Origin of the sequence: Bradyrhizobium sp. SZCCHNR1098, from assembly GCF_032489375.1 — a bacterium.
Classification (GTDB): domain Bacteria; phylum Pseudomonadota; class Alphaproteobacteria; order Rhizobiales; family Xanthobacteraceae; genus Bradyrhizobium.
In genome coordinates, this window is record NZ_JAUEXY010000001.1 from 1 (window position 1) to 13,678 (window position 13,678).

A 13,678-nucleotide genomic window follows, 5' to 3' on the forward strand; every position below is an offset into this window, starting at 1 on the left:
ATCCTCCGAGGGCCGGATGGTTCGGAAATCCAATCCTAACCCTTCTTGACCACCCGCCGCCCCATAGGATCTGTGGTACCTGCCGCCTGCATTTTTCTCGCAGGCGGGCCACGGGCCTCAGTCGAGGTCCGGCCTTCCCTGCGCCCTCACGCTCAACGAGGGCCGACGGACCAGCACACCCCGGACATCCGATGTCGCGGGAACGTGAAGACGCGGCCTGCGTATCCTTTGATAGGCCGGACCACGGGGCCGGATCCCGGCAGACGCCGCTTGAAATCAAACCATCACAGAGGGCACTTAGGGTGCGGATTTGGCCGGCAGCCCCGCCGGCGCGAACCAGCCCTCAGCGCCACGACAAGGAGACGTCCGGAGCCGTCGGCTGCGGACGACGAGACGAGACACGCGGATGATGCTTCAGGACCTCCGGACAACCGTGCTGCGCGACGCAGTGCGCCCCAACGTCTGGGACGTGGTCGCACTGATCATCGTGGTCGGCGCAATGGTGCTGATCGTCTATGGCGGTGAGCAGACCACGCAGCCGCTGTCGGCGCTGGACGTGGTCCCGGTCTCGCTCGATCCGGCCAACCTGCCGCTCTACGCGCTGCGCACCACCTTGCGCATGCTGCTCGCAATCACCTGCTCGCTGGTGTTCACCTTCGTCTACGCCGCGCTGGCGGCCAAGAGCCGGCGCGCCGAGATCGTGCTGATCCCGCTGCTCGACATCCTGCAGTCGGTGCCGATCTTGGGCTTCCTGACGTTCACCGTCGTGTTCTTCATGAACCTGTTCCCCGGCAAGGTGCTGGGCGCCGAGCTCGCCTGCGTGTTCGCGATCTTCACCAGCCAGGCCTGGAACATGACCTTCAGCATGTACCAGTCGATGCGCAACGTGCCGAAGGATCTGGAGGAGGCGACGCGCAGCTTCCACCTCTCCGGCTGGCAGCGCTTCTGGCGGCTCGACGTGCCCTTCGCGATGCCCGGCCTGATCTGGAATGCGATGATGTCGATGTCCGGCGGCTGGTTCTTCGTCGTGGCGTCGGAGGCGATCACGGTCGGCAACACCACGGTCACCCTGCCCGGCATCGGCTCCTACGTCGCGCTCGCCATTCAGCAGAAGGACCTTCCGGCGATCGGCTATGCACTGCTGACCATGCTGCTGGTCATCACGGCGTATGACCAGCTGCTATTCCGTCCGATCGTGGCCTGGGCCGACAAGTTCCGCTTCGAGCAGACCGCCTCCGGCAATCCGCCGACCTCCTGGATGCTCGATCTGTTCCGGCGCACCCGCGCGCTGCGCTCGCTGTCGGTCCCGTTCGCAGCGGTCAACCGCACCTTCTCGAACCTGCGCCTCAACTGGCCCCGCGCCTGGAGCGGCCCCGTCCGCCACGCGCCGCCGTCGCAGCTCGTCGACGGCCTCTGGCTCGCCGTCGTCATCCTCGGCTGCGCCTATGCCGGTTGGAAGACCTATCTCTACCTCTCGGCAACGCTGGCGCTCGCCGATATCCTCTCTGCGATCGGCTACGGCCTGATCACGCTGGTGCGGGTGGTGGTGCTGATCGCGCTGGCGTCGCTGATCTGGGTCCCCGTCGGCGTCTGGATCGGGCTGCGGCCGAAGCTCGCCGAACGGATGCAGCCGCTGGCGCAATTCCTCGCCGCATTCCCGGCCAACCTCGCCTTCCCGGTGTTCGTCGTGCTGATCGTGCGCTACGGCCTCGACGCCAATGTCTGGCTGAGCCCGCTGATGATCCTGGGCACGCAATGGTACATCCTGTTCAACGTCATCGCCGGCGCCAGCGCCTTCCCGACCGACCTGCGCGAGGCCGCCGCGAGCCTGCAGCTGACCGGCTGGCGCTGGTGGTTCAAGGTCGTGCTGCCCGGCGTCTTCCCCTACTACATCACCGGCGCCATCACCGCCTCCGGCGGCTCGTGGAACGCGGCGATTGTCGCCGAGGTCGCGAGTTGGGGCGATACCCATCTCACCGCGAGCGGCCTCGGCGCCTACATCGCCGCGGCCACGGAGCGTGGTGACTTCCCCCGCGTCGTGCTCGGCATTGCCGTGATGTGCATTCTCGTCACTCTGTTCAACCGGCTGCTGTGGCGGCCGCTCTACGCCTTCGGCGAACGCCGGCTGCGGCTGGGCTGACCGGGAGAATTTGTCATGCGCGACCAGGTCAAAGACACATCGCTGATCGAGATCAAGAGCGTGAGCCGGCTGTTTCCGAAGGGCAGCGGCGAGGATCTCGTGGTGCTCGAGAAGGTCGACCTCACGATCCGCGCCGGCGAGATCGTCGGCCTGCTCGGACGCTCCGGCTCCGGCAAATCGACCTTGCTGCGGATCATCGCCGGCCTGGTGTCGCCCTCCTCCGGCGAAGCGCTCTGCCGCGGCGAGATCATCGCCGGCCCCCCGCGCGGCGTCGCCATGGTGTTTCAGTCGTTCGCGCTGTTTCCCTGGCTTACCGTGCTGCAGAACGTCGAGCTCGGCCTGGAGGCGCTCGGCATCGAGGCCGCTGAGCGGCGCAAGCGCGCGCTCGCGGCGATCGATCTGATCGGCCTCGACGGCTTCGAATCCGCTTTTCCCAAGGAGCTGTCGGGCGGCATGCGCCAGCGCGTCGGCTTCGCCCGCGCGCTGGTGGTGCATCCCGACCTCCTGCTGATGGACGAGCCGTTCTCGGCGCTGGACGTGCTGACCGCCGAAACACTCCGTACCGACCTCATCGATCTCTGGACCGACGGCCGGCTGCCGATCAAATCGGTGCTGATGGTGACGCACAACATCGAGGAGGCGGTGCTGATGTGCGACCGCATCCTGGTGTTCTCCTCCAATCCCGGCCGCGTCGCCGCCGAGTTCAAGGTCGACCTGCCGCATCCGCGCAACCGGCTCGATGCGGCGTTCCGCCAATTGGTCGACAGCCTCTACGCGCGCATGACGCAGCGGCCCGAGCCGAAGCTGCCGAGCACCGCGAGCGCCGGCGTCGGCATGGTGCTGAGCCACGTGTCCTCGAACTCGATCTCCGGCCTGGTCGAGACGCTTGCCGGCGAACCCTATAATGGGCATGCCGACTTGCCCGTGCTGGCGGGCCATCTGCAGCTCGAGGTCGACGAGATCTTTCCGTTGGCCGAGGCGCTGCAGCTCTTGCGCTTCGCCCAGCTCAGCGAAGGCGATCTGACCTTGACCGAGGCCGGACGGCGGTTCGCCCATCTCGATACCGACGAACGCAAGAAGCTGTTCGCGCAGCATTTGATGGAGAACGTGCCGCTGATGGGGCTGATCCGCCGCGTGCTCGACGACCGCCCCGCGCACGCAGCACCAGCGGCACGCTTCCGCATCGAGCTCGAGGACTACATGTCCGAGCACTATGCCGACGAGACGCTGCACACCATCGTGTCATGGGGCCGCTATGCCGAGCTGTTCGCCTATGACGAGCAGTCCGAAACCTTCAGCCTGGAGAACCCGCATTGAGGCCAACGGCGTCACGGCGCGATCGTGAGGGTCGCTTTCATGTTCGGGTGAAAGCGGCAGTAGTAGTCGACCGTGCCCGCCTTCTTGAGGACCGAGCTCACCGTCTTGCTCGGCGGCAAAGTGACATCGAAGGCGCCATCCCGCGCCGTGGCCGTATGAGCCAGCGCATCCTTGTTGACCCATTCGACGGTGTCGCCGACCCTGGCCGAAACCACGGCCGGCGAAAACGCGAGCTTGTCTATCGTAATCCGGATCGTGGCCGCGCGCGCCGGAACGCTCACCGCGGCAAGCACGACCACACTCAGGAAGGCGAGACGTCCCGACAGCATCGGCTGATCCTACTTCAGATCCGCCGCGACATGCTCGGCGTGCTGCTCGTGCCCCTGAAACAGCTTGAGGCCGGTCTGCAGCAGCTCCTTCAGCTCGGAATTGCTCGCCGACGGAATGAGCTGCGTTTCCAGCGCGCCATTCACCGTCTTGTGGTAGGCGACCTCGTTGGCGATGTAGGCCTTGTCGAACGCGGCGCCCTTGAGTTTGCCGAGTTCGTCGAGCTTCTCGCTCGCCTGCTTCGACAGCGCGCGGCTGGTGTCGTTGTCCTCAGGCGTGACCTTCAGCTTCTTGACGAGCGCGAGGGCCTGTTTGTTGACCGCCTCGTGGTCGCGCACCATGCCTTGGGCGAACTCCTTGACCTCCTTGCTGCTGGACTTGTCCAAGGCCTGCTTCGCCGCCTTGATGTCGATTTCACCGGCCGTGTAGGCGATATGGGCGATCTGCGGATCGTTGAGCTTGGCGCCCTGCGACAGCGCGACACTGCTCGTGAGGCAGAGCACGACGACCGTCGTGCCGATATGCTTGAACATGGCTCTCATCTCCTGTGCCGCCGGACCTCGTGGCCGGCGGATGAATGGCTGCACAGGGATTGGATGAAAAACGGGAGCCGACGTTCCCAAGAATCTTCAGCTCGGACGTGCCAGACGCTCAAGCACGGCATCCGTCAGCCGCTCGCAACGCGCGCCAGCGAAGGGAAACGCGTCCATAAGGACGGGGCCGATCTCTTTTTCGACGTTCTCGCGCAACATGCCGCGGGCGCGATGCAGGCGCGTCTTGACGGTCTCGGGCTTCAACCCCAGCAAGTCCGCGGTCTCGTCGATGCTCATCTCCTCGATCACGCGGGCGATGAACACCAGGCGAAACGGCTCGGACAGTTCATCGATGGCCCGCTCGACGACGGCCTGGATCTGGCGCTGTGCCACAGACTTCTCCGGATCGCTCGACGTGGCGGGAAATTGGATCACCTCGGCCCCAGGTTTGTTCTCTCGCTCCGCATCCAGTTGCAATGCCGGTCGCTGGCCGCGCAGCCGCCCCATCGCTTCGTTCATCGCGATGCGAACCAGCCACGTCGACAGGCTGGACTGGCCGCGAAACTCGTCCAGATGGGTGAGTGCGCGGACATAGGTTTCCTGCACGACGTCCTCCGCCTCGCTGTCGTTGCGCAGGATGCCGCGGGCGATCCGGAACAGGCGGCGGTTGTTGGCCTGCAGGATGGCCCGAATGGCCGCCTCGTCGCGGGCTTTTGCCCGTCGGATCAGGTCATCCTCGGCGGTCGTCGCCGCAGAGACTGTGGTCGCTATGGTCCAAGGCATTGTCGATCATCCCAACTGAGCACGCATGGCTTAGATGGAATTCGAGCCCGAAGGTTCCCAAAAAAGATTGCGCGAGACGCTTCACTGCACCGCCGCGAACGTATCAGGCCGCGCCAGCGCCCAGGCATCACGGAAGCGGATGTCCTGCGTACCCTCGAGCAGCTCACCCGGCCGCAGCGCCGGATAGAGTTTTGCGAAGGAGGAGACCTCGGTGGTCGACGTCCGCTGTGAGAAGTGGATGGGACGCAGGTCCTGCGGATGTTCCAGGCCGGCGGCAGCGAGCAGCTCGGCCAGCGCATGCAGGGTCGCATGATGATAGTTGTAGACGCGATCGATCTTGTGCGGAACGACCAGCGCGCGGGCGCGCGTCGGATCTTGCGTCGCAACGCCGGTCGGGCAGCGGTCGGTGTGGCAGCTCAAGGACTGGATGCAGCCGAGCGCGAACATGAACCCGCGCGCCGAGTTGCACCAGTCGGCCCCGATCGACATTGCGCGGGCCATGTCGAAGGCGGTGGCGATCTTGCCGGCGGCGCCGATCTTGATGCGGTCGCGGATGTTCATCCCGACCAGCGCGTTATGCACGAAGTTGACGCCCTCGCGCATCGGCATGCCCAAATGGTCCATGAACTCGAGCGGCGCCGCACCCGTGCCGCCTTCATTGCCGTCGACCACGATGAAGTCGGGATAGATGCCGGTCTCCTGCATCGCCCTGCAGATCGCCAGGAATTCCCAGGGATGGCCGATGCACAGCTTGAAGCCCGCGGGCTTGCCGCCCGACAGCCGGCGCATCTCGCCGATGAACTGCATCATGCCGATCGGCGTCGAGAACGCGCGGTGCGCCGCCGGCGAGATGCAGTCCTCGCCCATCGCGACGCCACGGATCTTGGAGATCTCCTCGGACACTTTGGCAGCCGGCAGCACGCCACCGTGGCCAGGCTTGGCGCCCTGGCTGATCTTGAGCTCGACCATCTTGATCTGCTCGGTGGCTGCGACCCGCGCGAACGCGTCGGCGTCGAACGTGCCGTCATGGCGGCGGCAGCCGAAATAGCCGGAGCCGATCTCCCAGATGATGTCGCCGCCCATCTCGGCATGGTACGGGCTGAAGCCGCCCTCGCCGGTGTCGTGCGCGAAGCCGCCGCGCTTGGCGCCACCGTTGAGCGCGCGCACCGCATTCGGGCTCAGCGCCCCGAAACTCATGGCCGAGATGTTGAACACCGAGGCCGAATAGGGCTTTGCACAATCGGGGCCGCCGATGGAGATGCGGTATTTTTCCTCCGCACGCGGCTTGGGCGATATCGAATGGTGCATCCATTCATAGCCCTCGCGGTAGACATCCTCCTGGGTGCCGAACGGGCGCTTGTCGAGCACCATCTTGGCGCGCTGATAGACCACCGCACGGGTGTCGCGCGAGAACGGCATGCCGTCCTTCTCGCTCTCGAAGAAATACTGCCGCATCTCCGGCCGCATCTCCTCGAGCAGGAAACGCAGATGCGCCGCGATCGGGTAGTTGCGCAACACCGCGTGGCTCTTCTGCATGAGATCGCGGACGCCGAGCAAGGTCAGCGCGCCGAAGATCAAGAGTGGGATGAGGACGAGATCGAAGATTTTGCGGTCGTAGATGCCGAGGATCAGCAGCAGGGCGGTCGCCGTGGCGCAGATCGTCAGCACGATGAAGCGCGGCGAAAACGGGAGCAGCAGCGTATCCATGGGAGGCCTCGAGGCGGCTCGTGGAAGGTCTGGTGTCACCATACTACGCGTATCGCGAAGCAATCGTTACACAAGCGCGCGCAATCGGCCATCGATGATATCACATCATCGATAGCCGCCTTCTGTCGACTGCCGCGCTGCGAGATCGAGCCGCAGCGCCGGGCGGGCCTCCGAGACTCCCGGCGCCGATATGCACTGTTCGAAGACGGCAGCCGCTTACCCCTGCGCGAACAACCCCGAATGCGCCTCGCGCAGCTGCCGCTTCAGCAGCTTGCCGCTGGGGTTCTTGGGCAGCGCATCGACGAACACGATCCGCTTCGGCGTCTTGAAGGTGGCGAGACGGCTCGAGGCCTGCTTCAGCACCGCCTCCTCGGTCAGCTCGCAGCCGGACTTGACCACGACCATCGCCACCACGGCCTCGACCCAGCGCGGATGCGGCAGGCCGACGACGGCGACCTCGGACACTTCGGGGATCAAATAGAGCGCCTCCTCGACCTCGCGGCTGGCGACGTTCTCGCCGCCGGTCTTGATCATGTCCTTCTTGCGATCGACGATGGTGATGTAGCCCTCCTCGTCGATGGTCGCGAGATCGCCGGAGTGAAACCAGTCGCCCTGGAAGGCCGCGGCGGTGCGCTCGTCATCGTGGAAGTAGCCGAGCATCAGATGCGGCGAGCGGTGCACGACCTCGCCGACCAGGCCCGGCGCGACGTCGTTCATCTCATCGTCGACAACGCGGGTCTCGACATTGAGCACGGCGCGGCCGCAAGACCCCGGCTTGCGCAACTGATCATCGGGTCCCAACATCGTCGCCAGCGGCGCGATCTCGGTCTGGCCGTACAGATTCCACAGCCGCACCTTGGGCAGCCGCTGCGCCAGCTCGCGCAGCACCTCGACCGGCATGATCGACGCGCCGTAATAGCCCTTGCGCAAAGTCGACACGTCGGTGGTCTCGAACAGCGGCGAGCGCAGGATCGAGATCCACACCGTCGGCGGCGCGAAGAACGAGGTGATGCGATATTTCGCGATCAGCGGCAGCAGATTATCGGGCGTCGGAAACGCCGTGATGATGTTGGTGGCGCCGACATAGATCGAGGGACCGAAGAACACGTCGAGCTGCGCGCAATGATACAGCGGCAGCGCGTGCAGGGTGACGTCATCGGCGGCGATGCCAGCATCGACGATACAGCTCACATACTGCCAAATGACGGCGTCATGGGTGAGCATGGCGCCCTTCGGCAGCGACTCCGTACCAGAGGTGTAGACGATCTGCGCGACGTCGCTTCCGGCGATCTCGACGGCAGGCACCGTCGCCGTCGACGCCGCGAGCTCCGCAAAGTCGATCATGCCGCTTTGCCGCTCGCTCGGACCTTCTGACGGCAGCCAGATCAGCTGCTCGACCGCCGGCACCAGTGCCTTGGCGGCGCGCGCCACGCCGGCGAAGCCGCTGTCGGTCGCGAGCAGCCGCGCCCCGGCGTGCTTGAGGATGTAGGCGACCTCCTCCGGCTTCAGCATGAAGTTGATCGGCACCAGCACGGCGCCGAGCCGCGCCAGCGCGAAGCGCAGGGCGGCAAAGGCATGCGAGTTGCGCGCGAGGATCGCGACGCGCTCGCCCTTGGCGACCCCCTGGGCGGCGAGGCCGGCCGCGAGGCGGTCGACGATGGCGTTGAACTCGGCGTAGGTCCAGCTGATCTCGCCGCAGATCACGGCCGTCTTGGTCGGTGTCCGCGCCGCGCTCCGCCGCAGGAGATCACCGAGCGTCTGTCGCCGTACGATGGAATCCATGCTCATCCCCTCTGTCATCACGGGGATGGCCGCCACGCGGGCAATCCAAGTCCCCTCCCTGTTTCGCGCCGGACGTCTGAAGGCCCGGTCTTGGCGCCGAAAATCGCACGGCCGCTCGGACGCGCGCAAGGAGGATATTGCCAACGAAAAGAGCGCCCCGATTGCGTCGAGGCGCTCTTTCAGAAAAGTCGCAAACGAAGGGTCGGCGGCTCAGCGCTCGACGAAGGCCTTCTCGATCACGAAGTGTCCGGGCTGGTTGCCGCTGCCTTCGAGGAAGCCGCGCGACTCGAACATGGTCTTGAGCTCCTCCAGCATCGCCGGGCTGCCGCACATCATGATGCGGTCCTTGGCGATGTCGAGCTCATGCTGGCCGATATCGTTGAAGAGCTGCTGCGACGAGATCAGGTCGGTGATGCGGCCGCGGTTACGGAACGGCTCGCGGGTGACGGTCGGATAATACTGCAGCTTGCCGTCGAGCAGCGGCCCGAACAGCTCATCCTCGCGCAGCTTCGCGACGACGCTCTCGCCATAGGCGAGCTCGGCGACCTGGCGGCAGCCATGGACCAGCACGATGCTCTCGAACCGCTCGTAGACGTCGGGGTCCTTGATCAGGCTGGCGAACGGGGCAAGGCCGGTGCCGGTCGACAGCAGCAGCAGCCGGCTGCCGGGCAGCAAATTGTCGGGGATCAGCGTGCCGGTCGCCTTGCGGCCGACCAGGATGGTGTCGCCTTCCTTGATCTGCTGCAGCCGGGAGGTCAGCGGGCCGTCCTGCACCTTGATGCTGAAGAACTCGAGTTCCTCCTCGTGATTGGCGCTGGCCATGCTGTAGGCACGCAGCAGCGGGCGGCCCTCGACCTCGAGGCCGATCATCGCGAACTGACCATTTTGGAAGCGGAAGCCCGCATCGCGGGTGGCTCGGAAGGAGAACAGGGTGTCCGTCCAGTGGTGAACGGAAAGAACTTTCTCTTTATAGAACGCGCTCATGTCGTTTGTTTTTTCACGTGGGCTGAAGTTGGAAGAAACAAGTCGTGACGGAGGCAGGACCGCAAAAACCCTATAGATCCAGCGATTTCGGCGCCTGATGTACGTGAAAACAGCGAATAATCAACCCGCATGGACGCACCATTGATCACGATCAAATGCATGCCGGCTGATGCCCGGATTCGCCTCGATCGGCCGTTCGTTCGTACACAAACGATAATGGTAATTTACTTGCCGAGATTCCAATTTTCCAGCACTTTAATTCCGCATCCTGGCCCAATCCTTGAGCAATGATTAACCATCCGCAGACCCAGCTCGCCGCCATCACCCGCTACTGCGTCGAACGAGGCATCGCGCTCGACGTGCGGGAGGACGGCTGGCTGCTGGTGCTCGAGGATGCCAACCGGCGTCACCTGATCTTCGGCTATGATCTCGGCCTGAACAGTGCGGTGGCGCACAGACTGGCCTGTGACAAAGCGGCGACCTCGGCGCTGCTGAGAGCCGACGGGATTGCCGCAGTTCCACACGCGTTCTTTCTTGCTCCGGCTCTTGGTGGCCAGCCCGGGCAGACGGCCGAGGCCGCGCTGGCGCTGCTGGAAACTTATCCGCGCGGGCTGGTGGTCAAGCCCAACGAGGGTACCTCTGGACGTATGGTGGTCCGCGTCACGGGAAAGGATGAACTGCTGCGCGCAGCGAACCGCATCTTCGGGACCGGCGCGAACGTTGCGATCGCACCGCTCATGGACATCGTTGACGAAGTCCGTGTCGTGCAGCTCGATGACGCGTCCATGATCGTCTACCGCAAGCAGCGCCCCACCGTGACCGGCGACGGCGTGCAGCCGCTGCTCGATCTCGCGCTGTCGGCGACTCCGGCCACGGGGCACGCACAGCTCCTGCGGCGCCTCGATGCGGAATTCGACGCGTCGGCCTTGCGCGCGATCGTGCCGCGCGGCGAGCAGCGCCTGCTGAGCTGGCGGCACAATCTCGAGTTCGGAGCTCACCCCGAGCTGCTCGAACCAGGCGCGCAGCGGGACCTCTGTGCCGCGCTCGCGACCGCGGCGGCACGCGTCATCGGCATCCGCTACGCATCGGTCGACCTCGTGCTGGCCGATGGGCGCTGGCAGGTGCTCGAAATCAATTCGGGCGTGAAGATGGAGGCGCTCGGCCGGCATGCGCCGGAGCTGGTCGAAAGCACCTATATCGCCGCACTCGACGCGATCTTTGGCAGAAGCCCGTCGGGGTGACCTGCGGCCGCCGGCTCGATCTTCAGCAATAAGATTTCCCTGGCCTCGATCGAAATGAGGGATTAGTCTCCGATCCAAACTAAACAGTATACTGTCAATGTGGAGGACGCCCTTGCGCATCGCCGTGCTCGGCGGCGGCCCTGGCGGGCTGTATTTCGCCTATCTCTGGAAGAAGCGGCACCCCGCCGCCGTGGTCGATCTGTTCGAGCAGAACCCGGCCGGGGCGACCTGGGGCTTTGGCGTCGTGTTCTCCGACCAGGCGCTCGAATTCCTGCGTGCCGACGATCCCGACACCGTGGATGCGATCGCGCCGTGCATGGAGAGCTGGCGCAACATCACGCTCAATCTGCGTGGCGAGAACGTCGAGATCGACGGCGTCGGCTTCTCTGCGATCGGCCGGCTCGAACTCTTGAAGCTGCTGCAGGCGCGCGCCGAAAGCGTCGGCGTCGTGGCCCGTTACGGCACGATCATCCAGTCGCTGGATCAGCTCGCAGGCTACGACCTCATCGTCGCTGCCGACGGACTGAACTCGCTGGTTCGCCGCAGCTTCGAAGGCGATTTCGGCTTCTCCGTCTCCTACTCCAGCAACAAGTTCGCCTGGTACGGCACGTCGAAGACCTTTGCCACGCTGTCGCAGACCTTCGTCGCGACCGACCGCGGCAGCTTCAACGCGCACCATTATCGCTATGCGCCGGACATGAGCACGTTCCTGGTGGAATGCGATCGCGCCACGTGGCACGCCTATGGCTTCGCCGAGATGTCGGTCGACGAATCCCGGCGCGTCTGCGAGCAGGTGTTCGCCGCCACGCTCGACGGTCGCGCGCTGGTCTCCAACCGGTCGGTGTGGCGCAATTTTCCCTGGGTCTGGAATGAGCACTGGTGGCACCGGAACATGGTGTTGATCGGCGACGCGCTGCATACCGCCCACTTCTCGATCGGCTCCGGGACGCGGCTGGCGATCGAGGATGCGATCGCGCTCGCCAAGGCGCTCGATGCGGAGACCTGCCTCTCGGATGGCCTCGCCCGCTATCAGGCCGAGCGGCAGCCGATCGTGAAGAAGCTGGTGGCGGCGGCCCGGACCAGCGCCGAGTGGTACGAGTCCTTCCCGGCGCACATGACGCTCGGCCTGATGGAATTTGCCTACAGCTATATCACCCGGTCCGGCCGCATCGACGACACGCGGCTGCGAGCCATGGCCCCGCAGTTCATGGCCCGCTACGAGGCATCTCGGAACACGGGAGCACGCGTATGACGCGAGAGATCGCCGACCACGTTCCGCGCGACAGCGCCGGCGCGCGTGAGATCGGCTTCGCGATTCCCGCCCGCTACAATGCCGGCCGCGTGCTGTTCGACAATCTCGCAAAGGGCAACGCGGACAAGCCCGCGCTGATCGGCCCGGCCGGTCAGCGCAGCTATGCCGAGCTGTGTGCCGAGGCCTGCCGCTGGGGTAACGGTTTCACCTCGCTCGGGCTCAGCCGCGGCGACCGTGTCCTGCTGTTCCTCGACGACACGCCGGCCTATCCGGCTGCGTTCTTCGGCGCGGTACGCGCCGGCTTCGTGCCGCTGCTGATCAACACATTGACGCCGCCGGATTTGCTGCAATTCTATCTCGCTGATTCCGGCGCCAAGGTCGCGGTCGCCGATGCCGAGTTTGCCGCACGATTCGACGCGCAGGCCTGCGCCGAGACCGCGCTGCGCACACTGGTCGTCGTCAATGGCGAGGCGCCGGCTACCGCCGCCGCAACGACGGTCGCGGTCGATGCGTGGCTGCCAGGCTTCACCGATCAGCTGCCAGAGGCCGACACGCACCGCGATGAGATGGCGTTCTGGATGTATTCGTCCGGCTCGACCGGACGTCCCAAGGGCATCGTCCATCTGCAGCACGACATGGCCTTTAGCGAGCAGGCGTTCGCCCGCAACGTGCTGCGGCTCAAGCCGGACGACGTCTGCTTCTCGGTGCCCAAGATCTTCTTCGCCTACGGCTTCGGAAATGCGATCACCTTTCCATTCTCGGCCGGAGCGACGACGCTGCTGCTGCCGGGCCAGCCGAAGCCCGCCGCCATCTTCGATGCGATCAGCCGCTTCCGTCCGACCGTGTTCTTCGGCCTGCCGACGCTCTACACCGCGCTCACCAAGGCTGAGGGTGCGAAGGAGGCGGACTTCTCGTCATTGCGGCTCGCGGTCTCCGCGGCCGAGGTGCTCTCGGCCGAGGTCTTCAACGGCTGGAAGAGCCTGACCGGCCTGGAGATCGTCGAAGGTCTCGGCTCGACCGAGGTTCTTCACGTCTATCTCTCGAACCGCGAGGACCGCAAGAAGCTCGGCGCCGCCGGACTGCGCGTTCCCGGCTACGAGATCGCGCTGCGCGACGGCGAAGGACGCGAGGTCGCCACCGGCGAAGAGGGCATTCTCTGGGTGCGCGGCGACTCCAACACGCCGCTCTACTGGAACCGTCCGGACAAGACCGCGGAGACGATCCGCGACGACGGCTGGATCTACACCGGCGACCGTTTCGTGCGCGATGCCGACGGCTTCCATTTCTTCCGCGGCCGCGCCGACGACCTGGTCAAGATCTCGGGCCAATGGGTCTATCCGCTCGAGGTCGAGCTCTGCCTCGCCGAGCATCCCGATATCAGGGAATGCGCCGTGTTCGCGCATGAGCTATCGGATCGGCGGATGAGCCTGAAGGCCGTGGTGGTGACCAATGGCCGATCGCACGACGCGTCGGCAATGACGAAGGCGCTGCAGGACTACGTGAAGGCGAAGCTGCTGCCTTACAAATATCCGCGCGAGATCGTCTTCATCGACGAATTGCCGAAGACGGGCACCGGCAAGATCGACCGTCAGGCGGTGATGCGGCTGTGAGC

At 65.2% G+C, this 13,678-nt stretch carries 11 protein-coding genes; 5 read left to right on the forward strand and 6 right to left on the reverse strand.

Features of this window, described 5'->3' with window-relative positions; genetic code table 11:
• The first annotated feature begins 406 nt into the window (after window positions 1–406).
• Window positions 407–2,140 (forward strand): ABC transporter permease subunit, encoded by a 1,734-nt coding sequence (locus tag QX135_RS00005; RefSeq protein WP_316177532.1) that lies wholly within the window; start codon window positions 407–409, stop codon window positions 2,138–2,140.
• A 15-nt stretch (window positions 2,141–2,155) separates the two neighbouring features.
• Window positions 2,156–3,457, forward strand: coding sequence for a nitrate/sulfonate/bicarbonate ABC transporter ATP-binding protein (locus tag QX135_RS00010; protein WP_316177534.1), 1,302 nt, complete (start codon window positions 2,156–2,158; stop codon window positions 3,455–3,457).
• Window positions 3,458–3,468: 11 nt separating this feature from the next.
• On the opposite strand, the gene QX135_RS00015 is transcribed toward QX135_RS00010, so the two are convergent.
• The 6 genes from QX135_RS00015 to QX135_RS00040 form a co-directional block, all read right to left on the reverse strand.
• Window positions 3,469–3,786 (reverse strand): cupredoxin family copper-binding protein, encoded by a 318-nt coding sequence (locus QX135_RS00015; protein ID WP_315775644.1) that lies wholly within the window; start codon window positions 3,784–3,786, stop codon window positions 3,469–3,471.
• Between the two features lie 9 nt (window positions 3,787–3,795).
• Window positions 3,796–4,317: a DUF4142 domain-containing protein gene (locus QX135_RS00020; protein ID WP_316177537.1), complete on the reverse strand. Its 522-nt coding sequence runs from the start codon at window positions 4,315–4,317 to the stop codon at window positions 3,796–3,798.
• A gap of 96 nt (window positions 4,318–4,413) precedes the next feature.
• Entirely contained in the window at window positions 4,414–5,100 is a 687-nt protein-coding gene (locus QX135_RS00025; RefSeq protein ID WP_315735060.1) for an RNA polymerase sigma factor, read from the reverse strand.
• A gap of 81 nt (window positions 5,101–5,181) precedes the next feature.
• Window positions 5,182–6,807: an FMN-binding glutamate synthase family protein gene (locus QX135_RS00030; protein WP_316177540.1), complete on the reverse strand. Its 1,626-nt coding sequence runs from the start codon at window positions 6,805–6,807 to the stop codon at window positions 5,182–5,184.
• A 216-nt stretch (window positions 6,808–7,023) separates the two neighbouring features.
• The gene (locus tag QX135_RS00035; protein ID WP_316177541.1) at window positions 7,024–8,589 is read right to left on the reverse strand and encodes an acyl-CoA synthetase; all 1,566 of its coding nucleotides are present in this window, start codon (window positions 8,587–8,589) and stop codon (window positions 7,024–7,026) included.
• A gap of 210 nt (window positions 8,590–8,799) precedes the next feature.
• Entirely contained in the window at window positions 8,800–9,573 is a 774-nt protein-coding gene (locus tag QX135_RS00040; RefSeq protein ID WP_315735067.1) for a ferredoxin--NADP reductase, read from the reverse strand.
• Between the two features lie 287 nt (window positions 9,574–9,860).
• On the opposite strand from QX135_RS00040, the gene QX135_RS00045 reads away from it, so the two are divergent.
• The 3 genes from QX135_RS00045 (at window position 9,861) to QX135_RS00055 (ending at window position 13,676) form a co-directional block, all read left to right on the forward strand.
• Complete coding sequence (locus QX135_RS00045; protein WP_316177543.1) at window positions 9,861–10,814, forward strand: RimK-like protein; 954 nt, start codon at window positions 9,861–9,863, stop codon at window positions 10,812–10,814.
• A 112-nt stretch (window positions 10,815–10,926) separates the two neighbouring features.
• The gene (locus QX135_RS00050; protein WP_316177545.1) at window positions 10,927–12,066 is read left to right on the forward strand and encodes an FAD-dependent monooxygenase; all 1,140 of its coding nucleotides are present in this window, start codon (window positions 10,927–10,929) and stop codon (window positions 12,064–12,066) included.
• Window positions 12,063–13,676 (forward strand): benzoate-CoA ligase family protein, encoded by a 1,614-nt coding sequence (locus tag QX135_RS00055; protein WP_316177546.1) that lies wholly within the window; start codon window positions 12,063–12,065, stop codon window positions 13,674–13,676. Before QX135_RS00050 ends, QX135_RS00055 begins: the two co-directional genes overlap by 4 nt.
• Window positions 13,677–13,678: the final 2 nt, after the last annotated feature.